This is a genomic window from Serratia sp. BNK-33-b (genome assembly GCF_048684565.1).
Classification (GTDB): domain Bacteria; phylum Pseudomonadota; class Gammaproteobacteria; order Enterobacterales; family Enterobacteriaceae; genus Serratia; species Serratia marcescens.
Window position 1 is genome coordinate 622,686 of the sequence record NZ_JBLQTZ010000001.1, and the last position, 18,926, is coordinate 641,611.

Sequence of the window (18,926 nt, forward strand, 5' to 3'; positions counted from 1 at the left end):
CGGGCCATTTTATTGCGCGGTCACGGGGTTCAACGGCTGGTGACGCCGTCGACGCGCTGGCTGCGCTGTTTGATGGCGTAACCGACGGCCAGGATCGCTACCCACACCGGGATCAGCAGCACCGAGATTTGAATGCCCGGCGTCAGGTACATGATCACCAGGATGCCGGCCATGAACAGCAGGCACAGGTAGTTGCTGAACGGATACCAGAACGCTTTGAACTTCGGCACCACGCCTTCGCGGTTTTTGGCGGCGCGGAACTTCAGGTGCGCCAGGCTGATCATCGCCCAGTTGATCACCAGCGCCGATACCACCAACGCCATCAATAGTTCGAAGGCGCGGCCCGGGATCAGGTAGTTAATCAGCACGCACAGCGCGGTGGCGAGGGCGGAAATGCCGATGGCCACCACCGGCACGCCGCGGCCGTCGACCTTCAGCAGGCTTTTCGGGCCGTTGCCCTGCTGCGCCAGGCCGTACAGCATGCGGCTGTTGCAGTAGACGCAGCTGTTGTAGACCGACAGCGCGGCGGTGAGCACCACGATGTTCAGCACGGTCGCCACCAGGTTGCTGTTCAGCGCGTGGAAGATCAGCACGAACGGGCTGCCGCCTTCGACCACTTTGCCCCACGGGTACAGCGACAGCAGAATGGCCAGCGAACCGATATAGAAGATCAGGATGCGGTAGATCACCTGATTGGTCGCTTTCGGAATGCTTTTTTGCGGGTTGTCGGCTTCGGCTGCGGTGATGCCGACCAGCTCGAGGCCGCCGAAGGAGAACATGATCACCGCCATCGCCATCACCAGGCCCATGACGCCGTTCGGGAAGAACCCGCCCTGCGCCCACAGGTTGGTGACGGTGGCTTCCGGGCCACCCATGCCGCTGAACAGCAGGTAGGCGCCGAACACGATCATGCCGATAATCGCCACCACTTTGATGATGGCGAACCAGAACTCCATCTCGCCGTAAACTTTGACGTTGGCCAGGTTGATGGCGTTGATCGCCAGGAAGAACACCGCGGCGGAAACCCAGGTGGGGATCTCCGGCCACCAGTACTGCACGTAGATGCCGACCGCGGTCAACTCCGCCATCGCCACCAGGACATACAGCACCCAGTAGTTCCAGCCGGAGGCGAAGCCGGCGAAGTTGCCCCAGTATTTGTAGGCGAAGTGGCTGAAGGAGCCGGCGACCGGCTCTTCCACCACCATTTCCCCCAGCTGGCGCATGATCAGAAACGCGATGAAGCCGCCGATGGCGTAGCCGAGAAGCACTGACGGGCCGGCCATTTTTATTGTTTGAGCGATACCGAGAAATAACCCGGTGCCGATTGCTCCACCTAAGGCGATGAGCTGAATATGGCGGTTTTTCAGGCCGCGTTTCAGCTGGTCACCATGCTGTTGACCATCCATCAATCTAACCCTCTGTCGTTGTGAATGCCCACCTGCTTGTAAAGCAGTGGTTACGATGTGTGTTTTGTTTTATTTACGGCGTTATAGCTATTAATTCCACGGCGCCGCTACCGTTTGGCAGAGAATAATGTTATGTGCGTCGGTTTGCACCTGCTTTGTCGTGTGAGTGATTAAGATTGCAGCAGTTTAGGAAACAAAATGCGGGTTGTGTGACGGCGGGGGGGATTCAGTGCATGAAATAAGCAACAAATCACATAATGCGCAAAAATAACGTAGATCTGAACGGTGGGGCGCGTTCAAATAATGAACGAACCGCCGTTGCGCCGCTCGCCAAATAGCCATTCATTAAAGCGTCATAACCATGCAATAAAACTCGGGCAAAAAGTTTGCACTCTGCCTTGCGTAAGGTTTGGTAAAAGTTAAATCCCCAACCCGCCGCGTAAATGGTAATACCATCACGGCGTTACCGGTTTGCAGCGGGGTTTTCAGCGGGGTGTTAAAATGTGCGGGTAACCTGATTTCGATCAAGGCCCGTATGGACAGGAGGTGAATACTTTGTTACTTTACCGTCACGTTTTTGAAATTGGTATTACCAATTGACTCCGCGCCATTCGCAGAGAAGAATTCACTCATGGCCTACAGCAAAATCCGCCAACCCAAGTTGTCAGATGTTATCGAGCAACAGCTCGAATACCTGATCCTCGAGGGGACACTGCGCCCAGGCGAAAAACTGCCTCCGGAGCGCGAGCTGGCGAAACAATTTGATGTCTCCCGTCCTTCTCTGAGAGAGGCCATTCAGCGCCTTGAAGCGAAAGGGCTGCTCCTGCGCCGTCAGGGCGGCGGCACCTTCGTGCAAACTAATCTGTGGCAGAGCTTCAGCGATCCGCTGGCCGAGCTGCTGGCCGACCATCCCGAATCACAGTTCGATCTGCTGGAAACCCGTCACGCGCTGGAAGGCATTGCCGCCTATTACGCGGCGCTGCGCGGCACCGATGAAGATCTGGCGCGCATCCGCGATTGCCACATCGTGATTCAACAGGCTCAAGACAGCGGCGATCTCGACGCCGAAGCCGATGCGGTCATGCAGTATCAAATCGCCGTGACCGAAGCCGCTCACAACGTTGTGTTACTTCACCTGCTACGCTGCATGGGGCCGATGCTGGAACAGAACGTGCGTCAGAACTTTGAATTGCTCTACTCGCGCCGTGAGATGTTGGCAAAAGTGAGCAGCCACCGCGCCGGAATTTTTGAGGCGATTGTGGCACGCGAGCCGGAAAAGGCCCGTGAAGCCTCGCATCGCCACTTGGCGTTTATCGAGGAAATCTTGCTGGATCTCAGCCGGGAGCATACTCGGCGCGAGAGATCGCTACGGCGTCTCCAGCAACGCAAGGATTAAGAGCTGTCCTCTTCAGGGTACACCAGCCTGCGGGGGTTAAGTTCGAGGTACTTAGTTAAGTACTTAAGCGGCAACTAAACTGATGGGCCTGTCTTCGTGTGTTTTTTCACAGAGCACAGGAAGACAGGCTCCAAACAAACCATTAGACAGATAAGGAATACCACCATGTCAGAACGTTTAAACAATGACGTGGATCCGATCGAAACCCGCGACTGGCTGCAGGCGATCGAATCGGTCATCCGTGAAGAGGGTGTTGAGCGAGCTCAGTTTCTGATTGATCAGGTATTGGGAGAAGCCCGCAAAGGCGGCGTTAACGTTGCGGCCGGTGCTGCAGCGCACAACTACGTCAACACCATCGCGGTAGAAGACGAACCGGCCTACCCAGGCAACCTGGATCTGGAACGCCGCATTCGCTCTGCGATCCGTTGGAACGCGATCATGACCGTTCTGCGCGCATCCAAAAAAGACCTGGAGCTGGGCGGCCACATGGCTTCCTTCCAGTCTTCCGCGACCTTCTATGAAGTCTGCTTTAACCACTTCTTCCGCGCACGCAACGAGAAAGACGGCGGCGACCTGGTGTACTTCCAGGGCCACATCTCTCCGGGCGTTTACGCGCGCGCCTTCCTTGAAGGCCGCCTGACCGAAGAACAGATGAACAACTTCCGTCAGGAAGTGCATGGCAACGGTCTGTCCTCTTACCCGCATCCTAAGCTGATGCCGGAATTCTGGCAGTTCCCGACCGTATCCATGGGCCTGGGCCCAATCAGCGCCATCTATCAGGCGAAGTTCCTGAAATACCTGGAACACCGCGGCCTGAAAGACACCTCTGAGCAGACCGTTTACGCCTTCCTGGGCGACGGTGAGATGGATGAGCCGGAATCCAAAGGCGCCATCACCATCGCGACTCGCGAGAAGCTGGACAACCTGGTGTTCGTCATCAACTGCAACCTGCAGCGCCTGGACGGCCCGGTCACCGGTAACGGCAAGATCATCAACGAACTGGAAGGCATCTTCTCCGGCGCAGGCTGGCAGGTGCTGAAAGTGATCTGGGGCGGCCGTTGGGATGAGCTGCTGCGCAAAGACACCAGCGGTAAACTGGTTCAGCTGATGAACGAGACCCTGGACGGCGACTACCAGACCTTCAAATCCAAAGACGGCGCTTACGTGCGCGAGCACTTCTTCGGCCGTTACCCGGAAACCGCGGCGCTGGTCAAAGACATGACCGACGACGAAATCTGGGCGCTGAACCGTGGTGGTCACGATCCGAAGAAAATCTTCGCTGCACTGAAAAAAGCGCAGGACACCAAAGGCAAACCGACCGTTATCCTGGCCCACACCATCAAAGGTTACGGCATGGGTGAAACCGCGGAAGGTAAAAACATCGCTCACCAGGTGAAGAAAATGAACATGGAAGGGGTTCACCACTTCCGCGATCGTTTCAATGTGCCGGTTGCCGATGCTGACATCGAAAAACTGCCGTACATCACCTTCGAGAAAGATTCCGAAGAATACAAATACCTGCACGAACGTCGCCAGGCGCTGAAAGGCTACGTGCCTACCCGTCTGCCGGAGTTCACCCAGAAGCTGGAAATGCCGGCGCTGGAAGATTTCAGCTCGCTGCTGGAAGAGCAGAACAAAGAGATCTCCACCACTATCGCCTTCGTGCGTGCCCTGAATGTGATGCTGAAGAACAAGTCGATCAAAGATCGCCTGGTGCCAATCATCGCCGACGAAGCGCGTACCTTCGGTATGGAAGGTCTGTTCCGTCAGATCGGTATCTACAGCCCGAACGGCCAGCAGTACACCCCGCAGGACCGTGAGCAGGTTGCTTACTACAAAGAAGACGAGAAAGGCCAAATCCTGCAGGAAGGCATCAACGAACTGGGCGCAGCCTCTTCCTGGCTGGCCGCAGCGACCTCCTACAGCACCAACGATCTGCCGATGATTCCGTTCTACATCTACTACTCGATGTTCGGTTTCCAACGCATCGGCGACCTGTGCTGGGCAGCGGGCGACCAACAGGCGCGCGGCTTCCTGATCGGCGGGACCTCGGGCCGTACTACCCTGAACGGCGAAGGTCTGCAGCACGAAGATGGCCACAGCCACATTCAGTCTCTGACTATCCCTAACTGCATCTCTTACGATCCGGCTTACGCGTACGAAGTGGCGGTGATCATGCACGACGGTCTGGTGCGCATGTATGGCGACAACCCGGAAAACGTGTACTACTACCTGACCACGCTGAACGAAAACTACCACATGCCTGCGATGCCGCAGGGTGCGGAAGAAGGTATCCGCAAGGGTATCTACAAGCTGGAAACGCTGGAAGGCAGCAAAGGCAAGGTGCAGCTGTTGGGCTCCGGCGCCATCCTGCGCCATGTGCGCGAAGCTGCGCAGATCCTGGCGAAGGACTACGGCGTGGGTTCCGACACCTACAGCGTGACCTCGTTCACTGAACTGGCGCGCGACGGCCAGGATTGCGAGCGCTGGAACATGCTGCACCCAACCGAAACGCCACGCGTGCCTTACATCGCTCAGGTGATGAGCGACGCGCCTGCGGTAGCGTCTACCGACTACATGAAACTGTTCGCCGAACAGGTTCGTACTTATGTGCCGGCCAGCGATTATCGCGTACTGGGCACCGACGGCTTTGGTCGTTCGGACAGCCGCGAAAACCTGCGTCACCACTTCGAAGTCGATGCATCTTACGTGGTGGTTGCTGCTCTGGGTGAACTGGCTAAACGCGGTGAGATCGAAGCTTCTGTGGTTGCTGATGCAATCAAGAAATTCGACATCAACCCGGAAAAAGTTAACCCGCGTCTGGCCTAAGAGGTACTGAATAATGTCTATCGAAATCAACGTACCGGACATCGGTGCAGATGAAGTCGAAATCACCGAGATTCTGGTGAAGGTCGGCGATAAAGTTGAAGCGGAACAATCGCTGATCACCGTGGAAGGCGACAAGGCTTCCATGGAAGTGCCCTCCCCGCAGGCGGGCGTGGTGAAAGAGATCAAAGTGGCGGTCGGCGATAAAACCGAAACCGGCAAACTGATCATGATCTTCGAAGCGGCAGGCGCAGCGGAAGCTGCACCGGCGGCGAAATCGGAAGAAAAACCGGCAGCAGCAGCTGCTGCCCCGGCTGCTGCTGCGGCCAAAGACGTTGCCGTGCCGGACATCGGCGCCGACGAAGTCGAAGTGACCGAGATCCTGGTGAAAGTGGGCGATAAGGTGGAAGCCGAGCAGTCCCTGATCACTGTGGAAGGCGACAAGGCTTCCATGGAAGTCCCTGCGCCGTTCGCGGGCACCGTGAAAGAGATCAAGATCGCGACCGGCGACAAAGTGAAAACCGGTTCCCTGATCATGGTGTTCGAAGTGGCTGGCGCCGCTTCCGCTGCGGCCCCGGCTGCGGCTGAAGCACCGGCTGCCGCTGCAGCGCCTGCGGCCTCTGCGGCCAAGGACGTCGCCGTGCCGGACATCGGCGGTGATGAAGTCGAAGTGACCGAGGTGATGGTCAAGGTGGGCGACAAGGTTGCCGCCGAGCAGTCTCTGATCACCGTGGAAGGCGACAAGGCCTCCATGGAAGTGCCTGCGCCGTTTGCGGGCACCGTGAAAGAGATCAAGATCGCGACCGGCGATAAAGTGAAAACCGGCTCCCTGATCATGGTGTTCGAAGTGGAAGGCGCTGCGCCTGCCGCTGCCGCCGCCCCAGCCGCTAAAGCGGACGCTGCGCCGGCGCCGGCGCCGGCCGCCGCTAAAGCCGCCGCGCCGGCTGCGAAAGCTGAAGACAAAGGCGAGTTCGCCGAGAACGCGGCCTACGTGCACGCGACTCCGGTCATTCGTCGTCTGGCGCGCGAATTCGGCGTTAACCTGGCGAAAGTGAAAGGCACCGGTCGTAAAGGCCGCATCCTGCGCGAAGACGTTCAGGCTTACGTGAAAGACGCGGTGAAACGCGCTGAAGCGGCTCCGGCTGCTGCCGGCGGCGGTCTGCCGGGCATGCTGCCATGGCCGAAAGTGGACTTCAGCAAGTTCGGCGAGATCGAAGAAGTCGAGATGGGCCGCATCCAGAAGATCTCTGGCGCGAACCTGAGCCGCAACTGGGTGATGATCCCGCACGTGACTCACTTCGACAAAACCGACATCACCGATCTGGAAGCGTTCCGCAAGCAGCAGAACGAAGAAGCGGCCAAGCGCAAGCTGGACGTGAAGTTCACGCCTGTCGTGTTCATCATGAAAGCCGTCGCTGCCGCTCTGGAGCAGATGCCGCGCTTCAACAGCTCGCTGTCCGAAGATGGCCAGAAGCTGACGCTGAAGAAATACATCAACATCGGCGTGGCGGTAGATACCCCGAACGGCCTGGTGGTTCCGGTGTTCAAGGACGTGAACAAGAAGAGCATCACCGAGTTGTCTCGCGAGCTGATGACCATCTCCAAGAAAGCGCGCGACGGCAAGCTGACCGCCGGCGAGATGCAGGGCGGCTGCTTCACCATCTCCAGCCTGGGCGGCATCGGGACGACTCACTTCGCGCCGATCGTCAACGCGCCGGAAGTGGCTATCCTGGGCGTCTCCAAGTCTGCGATGGAGCCGGTCTGGAACGGTAAAGAGTTCATGCCGCGCCTGATGATGCCGATGTCGCTGTCCTTCGACCACCGCGTTATCGACGGTGCCGATGGTGCGCGCTTCATCACCATCATCAACAACATGTTGTCCGACATTCGCCGTCTGGTGATGTAATGCAAAAGGGGCGCAGCATGCTGCGCCCCTGACGATTCTGTAGCAGTTTTGTCGGATTTTGCATAACTCGACAAAATTGTTGAGACACGGGTCACTCGAACACGCTTTGCAGATTATTAACAATTCTGTAAACTGCTCGCGGTGTAAGCGTCCCGGTGGATGAAGGGCGTTATGAGATCGATTAGCAATAAAAATGACGTCTGACCCGCCGGACAATCAATTAAGAGGTCATGATGAGTACTGAAATTAAAACTCAGGTCGTGGTACTTGGGGCGGGCCCGGCAGGTTACTCTGCAGCCTTTCGTTGCGCTGACTTAGGTCTTGAAACCGTTCTGGTTGAACGTTATTCCACTCTGGGCGGGGTTTGCCTGAACGTGGGATGTATCCCTTCCAAAGCACTGCTGCACGTTGCCAAAGTGATCGAAGAAGCCAAAGCGCTGGCCGAACACGGCATCGTTTTCGGCGAGCCGAAAACCGACATCGACAAAGTGCGCGTCTGGAAAGAAAAAGTCATCACTCAGCTGACCGGCGGTCTGGCTGGCATGGCGAAAGGCCGTAAAGTGAAAGTGGTCAACGGCCTGGGCAAGTTCACCGGCGCTAACACCCTGGTTGTGGAAGGCGAAAACGGCCCAACCACCATCAACTTCGACAACGCCATCATCGCTGCAGGCTCTCGTCCGATCCAACTGCCATTCATTCCTCATGAAGATCCACGCGTGTGGGATTCCACCGATGCGCTGGAGCTGAAAACCGTCCCAGAGCGTCTGCTGGTTATGGGCGGCGGCATCATCGGCCTGGAAATGGGCACCGTATACCATGCGCTGGGTTCACAGATCGACGTCGTTGAAATGTTCGATCAGGTTATCCCGGCGGCAGATAAAGACGTGGTGAAAGTCTTCACCAAACGTATCAGCAAGCAGTTCAACCTGATGCTGGAAACCAAAGTGACCGCGGTAGAAGCCAAAGAAGACGGCATCTACGTCACGATGGAAGGTAAAAAAGCGCCGGCAGAACCACAGCGTTACGACGCGGTGCTGGTGGCGATCGGCCGCGTGCCGAACGGCAAACTGCTGGATGCCGGCAAAGCCGGTGTGGAAGTTGACGAGCGTGGCTTCATCAACGTCGACAAACAGCTGCGCACCAACGTGCCGCACATCTTCGCCATCGGCGACATCGTCGGGCAGCCGATGCTGGCGCACAAAGGCGTGCACGAAGGCCACGTTGCCGCAGAAGTTATCGCCGGCATGAAGCACTACTTCGATCCGAAAGTGATCCCATCCATCGCTTACACCGAGCCGGAAGTGGCGTGGGTGGGTCTGACCGAGAAAGAAGCGAAAGAGAAAGGCATCAGCTACGAAACCTCCACCTTCCCGTGGGCGGCTTCCGGCCGTGCGATCGCTTCCGACTGTGCAGACGGCATGACCAAACTGATCTTCGACAAAGAAACTCACCGCATCATCGGTGGCGCGATTGTCGGCACCAACGGCGGCGAACTGCTGGGTGAAATCGGTCTGGCCATCGAGATGGGCTGCGACGCGGAAGACATCGCGCTGACCATCCACGCTCACCCGACCCTGCACGAATCCGTGGGCCTGGCGGCGGAAATCTACGAAGGCAGCATCACCGACCTGCCTAACCCGAAAGCCAAGAAGAAGTAATTCTGCTGGCTTGACCGGTTAACAAGCGGCTCCTGAGAAGGGGCCGTTTTTTTTGCCCAGATGCACAAAACGGTTTTTTGTGGCCGCTGCGCCAAATTCCGATCCTCATGCTTATATCCGTTTTAATTATGTGGATATAATGCCCTGTTTGTCCGGCAGCCGATTACGCTGCGCTCAACGATTCAGCAAAGATTTAATGTTGCTTTTATGTGAACGAATTAACAACCGTTTCAAATCCTGATATGCTGGCTGAGCGGAACCGGGCACTGTACCTTACAGTCCAGGACATCGACAGCAGTGCCCCGTCAGGATAGATGGCATCAATATCGCCGTGCGCTCTACCCATCAGTCTTTCATGCTGTAACGCTGTTTGACCGCGCTTGTTTGCCCCAGTCACCGTTTCGGGGCCTTTACGGGCCGATCGCCTAGCCACAGAGTGAAACCCAAAGGGTATAAACCCGGTTTGCATATACGCCAGGCACAATAAATGACAATGAGAGCGAGGAGAACGTCGTGCTAGAAGAATACCGTAAGCACGTAGCCGAGCGTGCTGCTGAGGGCATCGCCCCTAAGCCGCTAGACGCCACCCAAATGGCCGCGCTGGTCGAACTACTGAAGAATCCGCCAAAAGGCGAAGAAGAATTCCTGTTAGACCTGCTGATTAACCGTGTTCCACCGGGCGTCGACGAAGCCGCCTACGTCAAAGCAGGTTTCCTGGCGGCCATCGCCAAAGGTGAAGCGACATCCCCCCTGGTTACCCCCGAGAAAGCCATTGAATTGTTAGGCACCATGCAGGGCGGCTATAACATTCATCCGCTGATCGAAGCGCTGGACAACGAGAAGCTGGCGCCGATCGCCGCCAAAGCGCTGTCCCACACGCTGCTGATGTTCGACAACTTCTACGACGTGGAAGAGAAGGCCAAGGCCGGCAACCCGCACGCCAAGCAGATCATGCAGTCCTGGGCTGACGCCGAATGGTATCTGTCGCGCCCTGAGCTGGCGGAAAAGATCACCGTCACCGTGTTCAAAGTCACCGGCGAAACCAACACCGACGACCTTTCTCCGGCGCCGGACGCCTGGTCGCGCCCGGACATCCCGCTGCACGCGCTGGCGATGCTGAAAAACGAACGTGAAGGCATCGTGCCGGATCAGCCTGGCAGCGTCGGCCCGATCAAACAGATCGAGCTGCTGAACAAGAAAGGCTTCCCGCTGGCCTACGTCGGCGACGTGGTCGGCACCGGTTCCTCCCGTAAATCCGCCACCAACTCGGTGCTGTGGTTCATGGGCGACGACATCCCGCACGTGCCGAACAAACGTGGCGGCGGCGTGGTGCTGGGCGGCAAGATTGCGCCTATCTTCTTCAATACCATGGAAGATGCCGGCGCCTTGCCGATCGAAGTGGACGTGTCCGAGCTGAATATGGGCGACGTGATCGACGTTTACCCGTACAAAGGTGAAGTGCGCAACCACGAAACCGGCGCGCTGATCGCCAACTTCGAGCTGAAAACCGACGTGCTGTTGGATGAAGTGCGCGCCGGCGGCCGTATCCCGCTGATCATCGGCCGCGGCCTGACCACCAAGGCGCGCGAAGCGCTGGGTCTGCCGCACAGCGACGTGTTCCGCATCGCCAAACCGGTAGCCGCCAGCAGCAAAGGCTTCTCGCTGGCGCAGAAAATGGTCGGCCGCGCCTGCGGCGTCGCCGGCATTCGCCCAGGCGAATACTGCGAACCGAAGATGACCTCCGTCGGCTCTCAGGACACCACCGGCCCGATGACCCGCGATGAGCTGAAAGACCTGGCCTGCCTCGGCTTCTCCGCCGATCTGGTCATGCAGTCGTTCTGCCACACCGCCGCGTACCCGAAACCGGTCGACGTGACCACGCACCACACGCTGCCTGACTTCATCATGAACCGCGGCGGCGTATCGCTGCGTCCGGGCGACGGCGTGATCCACTCCTGGCTGAACCGCATGCTGCTGCCTGACACCGTCGGCACCGGCGGCGATTCCCACACCCGCTTCCCGATCGGCATCTCCTTCCCGGCCGGTTCCGGTCTGGTGGCGTTTGCCGCCGCGACCGGCGTGATGCCGCTGGATATGCCTGAGTCGGTGCTGGTGCGCTTCAAAGGCAAAATGCAGCCGGGCATCACCCTGCGCGATCTGGTGCACGCCATCCCTTACTACGCGATCCAGCAGGGTCTGCTGACCGTCGAGAAGAAGGGCAAGAAAAACATCTTCTCCGGCCGCATTCTGGAGATCGAAGGCCTGCCGGACCTGAAGGTCGAGCAGGCGTTTGAGCTGACCGATGCGTCCGCCGAACGTTCCGCCGCCGGTTGTACCATCAAGCTGGACAAGGCGCCGATCGAAGAGTACCTGAACTCCAACATCGTGCTGCTGAAGTGGATGATCTCCGAAGGCTACGGCGATCGCCGTACGCTGGAGCGCCGTATTCAGGGCATGAAAAAATGGCTGGCGGATCCGCAACTGCTGGAAGGCGATGCGGATGCGGAATACGCGGCGGTGATCGACATCGATCTGAACGAGATCAAAGAGCCGATCCTGTGCGCGCCGAACGATCCTGACGACGCGCGCCTGCTGTCCGACGTGGCCAACAGCAAAATCGATGAGGTATTCATCGGTTCTTGCATGACCAACATCGGCCACTTCCGCGCGGCCGGCAAGCTGCTGGATCAGCACAAGGGCCAGCTGCCGACCCGTCTGTGGGTGGCGCCGCCAACCAAGATGGATGCGGCTCAGCTGACCGAAGAAGGCTACTACAGCGTCTTCGGCAAGAGCGGCGCGCGTATCGAGATCCCGGGCTGCTCGCTGTGCATGGGCAACCAGGCGCGCGTGGCGGACGGCGCGACGGTGGTTTCCACCTCAACCCGTAACTTCCCGAACCGTCTGGGCACCGGCGCCAACGTCTATCTGGCGTCTGCCGAACTGGCCGCGGTAGCGTCCCTGCTGGGCCGCCTGCCGACGCCGGACGAGTACCAGACCTATATGGCGCAGGTCGACAAGACGGCGGCGGATACCTACCGCTACCTGAACTTTGACCAGCTGGGCCAGTACACCGAAAAAGCCGACGGCGTGATCTTCCAAACCGCCGTGTAAGCCGCTATATTGCGCAACTGTTTAACGGGAGGCCTTGGCCTCCCGTTTTATTTTGCTCAGTTGCCAACTTTGCGAGCGCTCACTGAGTTAGTCAGCCATTTATGTTTACACTAAGAAAAAGGGCTCAGGAGGGCATGCTATGGATTACGAATTTCTGCGTGACGTCACCGGTCAGGTGATCGTCAGATTTTCGATGGGGCATGAAGCGATTGGCCACTGGATCAATGAAGAAGTTAAAGGCGATTTCAACCTGCTGGACCGGATTGAAGCCGGTGCGGCCGAGGTCAAAGGCAGCGAGCGTCAATGGCAGCTGGAAGGCCATGAATATACGCTGCTGATGGACGGTGAAGAAGTGATGATCCGCGCCAATCAGCTGGAGTTCGAGGGCGATGAAATGGAAGAGGGGATGAACTACTACGATGAAGAAAGCCTCTCATTCTGCGGCGTTGAGGACTTCCTGCGGGTGTTGAAGGCCTATCGTTCTTTCATGCTGAAGTACTAAGCATCAGGGCGCGGCGTGCCGCGCCCTTTCCATCATAGATGCGGAATATTGCGGCCGTAATAGATTTCCTGCATCTCTTTCCATAACAGATCGGTGATCTGCTTGCGCTCGGCGGCGCTCAACGCCTCCGGCTCCGCGTTAAACAGGTAGTGCTTCAGATCGAAATCCTTCAGCAACATCTTGGTATGGAAGATATTTTCCTGGTAAACGTTCACGTCCATCATGTGGTACAGCGCCTTGATGTCTTCCGACATAAAGTTCTGGATCGAATTGATCTCATGATCGATGTAATGTTTCACGCCGTTCACGTCGCGGGTAAAACCGCGCACGCGATAGTCCATGGTGACGATGTCGGATTCCAGCTGGTGAATTAAATAGTTCAGCGCCTTGAGGGGCGAAATGACGCCGCAGGTCGAGACCTCGATATCGGCGCGAAAGGTGCACAGCCCGCCTTCCGGATGGCTTTCCGGGTAGGTGTGTACGCAGATATGGCTTTTGTCCAGGTGCGCGACGACCGTATTCGGCAGCGGGCCTGGGTGTTCCGACGTATCGACGTCTTTCGGATCGATCGGCTCTTCGCTGACCAGGATGGTGACGCTGGCGCCCTGCGGCTCGTAGTCCTGACGCGCGATGTTCAGAATATTGGCGCCGATGATCGAGCAGGTTTCGCTCAGGATCTCGGTCAGCCGGTTGGCGTTATATTGTTCGTCTATGTAGGCGATATAGCCATCGCGATCGTCCGCGGTTTTGGCGTAACAAATATCGTAAATACAAAAACTCAGGCTCTTGGTCAGGTTGTTGAAGCCGTGCAGTTTTAGCTTATGCAATTTGGGCCACCTCCTTTATCTTCTCGCTTAACGTGTTACGTTCAGGGCATTGAGCAAATATTGCGGCAGGGCAAAGCTGCCGACGTGAATTGCCGGGTTGTAATAACGGCAGTGTAGGCCGCTTTGGTTAAAGCGCTGTTGCAGGGTAGGCAGATCGCGCTGGCGCAGCGCCGGGTTCTGGCTCGCCCAGGCAAAGGTCATGATGCCGCCGTAATAGGTCGGGATCGCCGCCTGATAGAAGCTGACGTCGCTAAAGTAGCGGCTCAGTTTGGCGTGGCTGTTGACCGCCTCGTCCTGTTGCAGGAAGCAGACGCCGTTCTGCGCAACGAAAATGCCGCCCTCATTCAGGCAGCGGGCGCAGCCTTCATAAAACGCCGAGGTGAACAGGCTTTCGCCGGGGCCGATCGGATCGGTGCAGTCGGAGATGATCACATCGAACGTTTCGTCGGTTTGATTCACGAAGTTGACGCCGTCGTCGATCACCAACTTGAAGCGCGGATCGTCATAGGCGCCGGCGCTGTGGTTGGGCAGGTATTGGCGGCAGAACTCGACGACGCCGGCGTCGATCTCGACCATGGTGATCTGCTCCACGCCAGGGTGCCGGCTGACTTCGCGCAGCATGCCGCCGTCGCCGCCGCCGATGATCAGCACTTTCTTCGCCTGGCCATGCGCCAGCAGCGGCACGTGGGTCAGCATTTCGTGATAGATGAACTCGTCACGCTCGGTGGTTTGCACCACGCCGTCGAGCGCCATCACGCGCCCCAGCACCGGGTTCTCGAAGATCACCAGATCCTGATGATCGGTCTTCTCGCGGTACAGCACCTTCTCTACCGAGAAGTACTGGCCGAAGCCCGTATGCAGCGTTTCGTACCAAATTTCTTTCTGGGTCATGTGCGGGAAACTCCGTAATAACAGCCATGAAAAATCGGCGCAACATCATAGCTAACTCTGTCTGGCGATGCACGGTTGAATTTCAGACAGAGAGAGCGAAAGGCGGGTGGGGGAGAGAGGCGGAATTAGTTGGCGTAGGCCAGCAGGCTCAACGAGTCGCGCGCCAGCGATTTGCACTTCTTAGGCGTTGGAATGGCGATGCCGCTGAGATCGCGATAGCTGTCTTCGCCCAGCGCTTTCATGTTAAAGCTGTTGTAGTTGCTCAAATCCCAGCGGTTTTGTTGTGCGAAATAGACGATAGCGCGTTTGATTTGCACATTTGGCAAATCGTTGTAGCCGCAATCATTTTTCAAATAAATAAATACCGCCGTCAGATCGGCCAGATCTTCCGCCTCGGATTCATTCAGCGCCAGACTGGCGTTGGAGAAGCCCAGCATCGCCAGCAACAGCATCGATAACGTTGTTTTTTTCATCATGAAATAGGCCTGTTTGTCGTCTGTTGACGTTACCACACTTGCCTGTAAAGGCACCAAATTTTATTGCTGCCGGGCCGGCGTCGCGTGTGTCAGTCACACTCTCTGATTGTGAGGCATAGCTTAAAATACCGCCAGGAAAGGCTTGACCTTCCGCCTGGGGGAAGGTTTAGGCTGGCGGCATTGAGTTATGTCACTGAGAAAAGGGAGTCAGCGATGTTACGCCGTGATTTTATTAAATTAACCGCTGCGCTGGGCGCGGCGAGCGCATTGCCGTTATGGAGCCGGGCGGCTTGGGCGGCCGATCGGCCGGCCCTGCCGGTACCGCCGCTGTTGACGCCGGGCGCGCAGGGAAAGATTGCGCTGGCGCTGCAGGCGGGGGAAACCCGCTGGTTGCCCGGCGCCGCCACCAAAACCTGGGGATTCAACGGCGCGCTGCTCGGGCCGGCGGTGAAGCTGCAGCGTGGCCAGCCGGTGACGGTCGATATCAAAAACAGCCTGGCGGAGGCCAGTACCGTCCACTGGCACGGGCTGGAAATTCCCGGAGACGTCGATGGCGGCCCGCAGGCGCTGATCCACCCCGGCGCGACGCGCACGGTGAATTTCACCGTCGATCAACCGGCGGCCACCTGCTGGTTCCACCCGCACACGCACGGTAAAACCGGCAGCCAGGTGATGATGGGGCTGGCGGGGTTGGTACTGCTGGAAGACGATGAAAGCGCCAAACTGCCGCTGCCGAAAACCTGGGGGCAGGATGATATTCCGGTGATCCTGCAGGATAAGCGGCTGGATAAAGACGCGCAGATCGAATACCGCCTGGACGTGATGAGCGCGGCGGTGGGCTGGTTTGGCGATCGCATGTTCACCAATGGCGCGCAGTATCCGCAACATCTGGCGCCGCGCGGCTGGTTGCGTCTGCGTTTTCTCAACGGCTGCAACGCCCGCTCGTTGAATCTGGCGGCCAGTGACAACCGTCCGCTGTATGTTATCGCCAGCGACGGCGGTTTCCTGGCGGAGCCGGTGAAGCTGACCGAGCTGCCGATGCTGATGGGCGAACGCTTTGAAGTGCTGGTCGATGCCTCCGACGGGAAAGCGTTTGATATCGTGACGCTGCCGGTGAAGCAGATGGGCATGACGTTGGCGCCGTTCGATCAACCGCTGCCGGTGCTGCGCATTCAGCCGTCGTTGGCGCAGGGTATCAAAACCATGCCGGACAGCCTGGTGAAGCTGCCGACATTGCCTGCCACCACCGGCATCCAGGAGCGTTGGCTGCAGCTGATGATGGATCCGCAGCTGGATAGGCTCGGCATGCAGGCGCTGATGGATCGCTATGGCCACCAGGCGATGGCCGGCATGAGCATGAATCATGGCGCGACGGGCGCTGGAGACATGAAAGGCATGGAGAAGGGCGGCATGCAGGGCATGGACCACGGCAACATGAAGGGCATGGATCATGGCAAGATGGCCGGGATGGATCACGGCGGCGCGCAGAGCAAAGCCAAACCGTTCGACTTCAGCCACGGCAACATGATCAACGGCAAGGCCTTCGATATGACCAAGCCGATGTTCGCCGCCAAACGAGGCCAGTATGAGAAATGGACCATTTCCGGTGAGGGCGACATGATGTTGCACCCGTTCCACATTCACGGCACCCAGTTCCGTATCTTGTCGGAAAACGGCAAACCGCCGGCGGCGCATCGCAGCGGTTGGAAGGACACGGTGCGCGTCGAAGGGTGGCGCAGCGAAGTGCTGGTACGCTTCGATCATTCGGCAAGCAGCGAACATGCGTATATGGCCCACTGCCACCTGTTGGAACACGAAGATACCGGCATGATGATGGGCTTTACCGTCGACGAATGATCGCGGTTCATCGCTCAGGTGGCGGTGCGCTCGCGTCGCCACCGCTTGGTTCAATGAAAGGAAGCCGTTATACTGATTAAAATATCAGCTTTTGAGGAGTGCGTCATGCCGACAAAATTGGATCCCATCGTTTCTGAGTTTGAGACTCAAGAGCAGGCTGATAGCTACGATCGTTGGTTCAGAAGCACTGTGGAATCTTCCATCAATAGCGACTCCTCCCGTATCCCCCATGACGAAGTCATGGCCGGCGCTCGTCACATTATCGAGCAGGCGAAAGCCAAAAGAAAATCGGCCTGACCCTTATGTTAACCGTCAAATGGACTGACGAAGCAAAAACGGGTTTATATACGCTGCTGGCTTTTATCGCTGAGCGAAATCCACTTGCCGCTGAGGCTTTGTTACAACGCATTGAAGAGTCGGTTATCCCGTTAGCGGAACATCCTTATCTATTCCGGCCAGGCAGGGTGAACGGGACTCGTGAAATGGTTGTTCATCCTAATTACATTGTGGTTTACCGCGTGCTGGCTGCACATATTGAAATAGTGAGTGTCCTGCACGCTCGTCAGGAATACCCTTAATAAAGAAAACTCCCCTGTCCGGGAGAGAGGCAAGTCGTAACGGCCTATGCTAAACTCTGCGCCTTTCTTCCGGCAACTGACCTGAATACTATGAAACACACTGTAGACGTAATGATTTCCGAGCAGGAAGTTAAGACCCGTATCGCCGAACTTGGCCGCCAGATCACCGAACATTACCGCGACAGCGGCAGCGACATGGTGCTGGTCGGGCTGCTGCGCGGCTCCTTCATGTTCATGGCCGATCTCTGCCGCGCGATCGAGGTGCCGCACGAAGTCGACTTTATGACCGCCTCCAGCTACGGCAGCGGCATGTCCACCACCCGCGACGTGAAGATCCTCAAGGATCTGGACGAAGACATTCGCGGCAAAGACGTGCTGATCGTGGAAGACATCATCGATTCCGGCAACACGCTGAACAAAGTGCGCGAGATTTTGGCGCTGCGCGGGCCGAAGTCGCTGGCGATTTGCACCTTGCTGGACAAACCTGAGCGCCGTGAAGTACAGGTGCCGGTCGAATATGTCGGTTTCTCGATCCCGGATGAGTTCGTGGTGGGGTATGGCATCGACTACGCTCAGCGCTACCGTCACCTGCCGTACGTCGGCAAAGTGGTGCTGCTGGACGAGTAATTGGATGTGGGGCGCGGCAAGCCGCGCCCGCGGCGGGGTTATACGCCTTTATCCTGCTTCAGTTTGGCTATCGCTTTGCGGTAGCCCATCTCCAGGCTCTCGCGGCTGGTCGCCAGCACTTCCATATCGCGCAGACGGCCGTCCTGAATGCCGTACACCCAACCGTGGATCATCACCTTCTGGCCGCGCTTCCAGGCGGACTGCATGATGGTGGAGTGGCCCAGGTTGTACACCTGTTCAATGACGTTGATCTCGCACAGCATGTCGAAACGCTGTTCCGGCGGCAGCTCGCCCAGCAGCGAGCTGTGCTTGTACCACAGATCGCGAATGTGCAGCAGCCAGTTGTCGATCAATCCCAGCTCCGGGTTTTCCACCGCCGCCTGCACGCCGCCGCAGCCCAGGTGGCCGCAGATGATGATGTGTTCGACTTCCAGCACATCTACCGCATACTGCACCACCGACAGGCAGTTAAGATCGGTGTGGATCACGAGGTTCGCCACGTTGCGATGGACGAACAGTTCACCCGGCTCGAGGCCGGTCAGGCGTTCTGCGGGAACGCGGCTGTCAGAGCAACCAATCCATAAGAAGCGGGGCTTTTGCGCCTGGGCTAAACGTTCAAAAAATTCCGGGTCTTCCTGACTGATATTGGCCGACCAGGCCTGGTTGTTGGCGATAAGCTCTTCGATTTCTTTCATGAAGGTGATTGACCCGTAACGGACAGATTGCGTTGGGGTAATATAGGGTAAGCGTCACAATTTGGAAATCGGAACAGTGGTGCAGCCTCATTTACCGCACGGATTCGACGCAGTGAAAACGCCGTCGATGCTAGGATTATTGTTAGTGTTTCAAGCCTCGCAAACAGGGG

At 57.7% G+C, this 18,926-nt stretch carries 15 protein-coding genes; 10 read left to right on the plus strand and 5 right to left on the minus strand.

Features of this window, described 5'->3' with window-relative positions; all coding sequences use genetic code 11:
- Nucleotides 1-29: 29 nt before the first annotated feature.
- Nucleotides 30-1,406 (minus strand): amino acid permease, encoded by a 1,377-nt coding sequence (locus tag ACMGGK_RS02935; RefSeq protein ID WP_004937488.1) that lies wholly within the window; start codon nucleotides 1,404-1,406, stop codon nucleotides 30-32.
- 631 nt (nucleotides 1,407-2,037) lie between these two features.
- Here ACMGGK_RS02935 and pdhR point away from each other — a divergent pair.
- The 6 genes from pdhR (at nucleotide 2,038) to yacL (ending at nucleotide 12,805) form a co-directional block, all read left to right on the plus strand.
- Nucleotides 2,038-2,802, plus strand: a complete 765-nt coding sequence (gene pdhR, locus ACMGGK_RS02940; protein WP_004937490.1) for a pyruvate dehydrogenase complex transcriptional repressor PdhR — start codon at nucleotides 2,038-2,040, stop codon at nucleotides 2,800-2,802.
- Nucleotides 2,803-2,967: 165 nt separating this feature from the next.
- Nucleotides 2,968-5,631, plus strand: a complete 2,664-nt coding sequence (aceE, locus tag ACMGGK_RS02945; protein ID WP_004937495.1) for a pyruvate dehydrogenase (acetyl-transferring), homodimeric type — start codon at nucleotides 2,968-2,970, stop codon at nucleotides 5,629-5,631.
- Between the two features lie 13 nt (nucleotides 5,632-5,644).
- Nucleotides 5,645-7,534 carry a pyruvate dehydrogenase complex dihydrolipoyllysine-residue acetyltransferase gene (gene aceF, locus ACMGGK_RS02950; RefSeq protein ID WP_420276675.1) on the plus strand — a complete coding sequence of 630 codons (1,890 nt, stop codon included), beginning with the start codon at nucleotides 5,645-5,647 and terminating at the stop codon, nucleotides 7,532-7,534.
- A gap of 233 nt (nucleotides 7,535-7,767) precedes the next feature.
- Nucleotides 7,768-9,192 carry a dihydrolipoyl dehydrogenase gene (gene lpdA / locus ACMGGK_RS02955; protein WP_004937500.1) on the plus strand — a complete coding sequence of 475 codons (1,425 nt, stop codon included), beginning with the start codon at nucleotides 7,768-7,770 and terminating at the stop codon, nucleotides 9,190-9,192.
- Nucleotides 9,193-9,705: 513 nt separating this feature from the next.
- Nucleotides 9,706-12,303 (plus strand): bifunctional aconitate hydratase 2/2-methylisocitrate dehydratase, encoded by a 2,598-nt coding sequence (acnB, locus tag ACMGGK_RS02960; RefSeq protein ID WP_420276676.1) that lies wholly within the window; start codon nucleotides 9,706-9,708, stop codon nucleotides 12,301-12,303.
- A 139-nt stretch (nucleotides 12,304-12,442) separates the two neighbouring features.
- Nucleotides 12,443-12,805, plus strand: a complete 363-nt coding sequence (gene yacL / locus ACMGGK_RS02965; protein WP_016930072.1) for a protein YacL — start codon at nucleotides 12,443-12,445, stop codon at nucleotides 12,803-12,805.
- Nucleotides 12,806-12,837: 32 nt separating this feature from the next.
- Here yacL and speD read toward each other — a convergent pair whose 3' ends face one another.
- The 3 genes from speD to ACMGGK_RS02980 all read right to left on the minus strand — a co-directional run bounded on the left by speD (nucleotide 12,838) and on the right by ACMGGK_RS02980 (nucleotide 14,996).
- Entirely contained in the window at nucleotides 12,838-13,632 is a 795-nt protein-coding gene (gene speD, locus ACMGGK_RS02970; protein ID WP_004937510.1) for an adenosylmethionine decarboxylase, read from the minus strand.
- 27 nt (nucleotides 13,633-13,659) lie between these two features.
- Complete coding sequence (gene speE / locus ACMGGK_RS02975) at nucleotides 13,660-14,523, minus strand: polyamine aminopropyltransferase (RefSeq protein ID WP_016930071.1); 864 nt, start codon at nucleotides 14,521-14,523, stop codon at nucleotides 13,660-13,662.
- Between the two features lie 125 nt (nucleotides 14,524-14,648).
- The gene (locus ACMGGK_RS02980) at nucleotides 14,649-14,996 is read right to left on the minus strand and encodes a YacC family pilotin-like protein (RefSeq protein ID WP_033634347.1); all 348 of its coding nucleotides are present in this window, start codon (nucleotides 14,994-14,996) and stop codon (nucleotides 14,649-14,651) included.
- A 216-nt stretch (nucleotides 14,997-15,212) separates the two neighbouring features.
- On the opposite strand from ACMGGK_RS02980, the gene cueO reads away from it, so the two are divergent.
- From cueO to hpt, 4 genes are all read left to right on the plus strand, one after another.
- On the plus strand, nucleotides 15,213-16,856 hold the full coding sequence (gene cueO / locus ACMGGK_RS02985; protein ID WP_420276677.1) for a multicopper oxidase CueO: 1,644 nt from the start codon (nucleotides 15,213-15,215) through the stop codon (nucleotides 16,854-16,856).
- A gap of 105 nt (nucleotides 16,857-16,961) precedes the next feature.
- Nucleotides 16,962-17,153, plus strand: a complete 192-nt coding sequence (locus tag ACMGGK_RS02990) for a hypothetical protein (RefSeq protein ID WP_016930068.1) — start codon at nucleotides 16,962-16,964, stop codon at nucleotides 17,151-17,153.
- Between the two features lie 5 nt (nucleotides 17,154-17,158).
- Complete coding sequence (locus ACMGGK_RS02995) at nucleotides 17,159-17,434, plus strand: type II toxin-antitoxin system RelE/ParE family toxin (protein ID WP_049208401.1); 276 nt, start codon at nucleotides 17,159-17,161, stop codon at nucleotides 17,432-17,434.
- 90 nt (nucleotides 17,435-17,524) lie between these two features.
- On the plus strand, nucleotides 17,525-18,061 hold the full coding sequence (gene hpt / locus ACMGGK_RS03000) for a hypoxanthine phosphoribosyltransferase (RefSeq protein ID WP_004937527.1): 537 nt from the start codon (nucleotides 17,525-17,527) through the stop codon (nucleotides 18,059-18,061).
- A gap of 38 nt (nucleotides 18,062-18,099) precedes the next feature.
- Here hpt and can read toward each other — a convergent pair whose 3' ends face one another.
- Nucleotides 18,100-18,756 (minus strand): carbonate dehydratase, encoded by a 657-nt coding sequence (gene can, locus ACMGGK_RS03005; protein ID WP_016930066.1) that lies wholly within the window; start codon nucleotides 18,754-18,756, stop codon nucleotides 18,100-18,102.
- Between the last annotated feature and the right edge of the window lie 170 nt (nucleotides 18,757-18,926).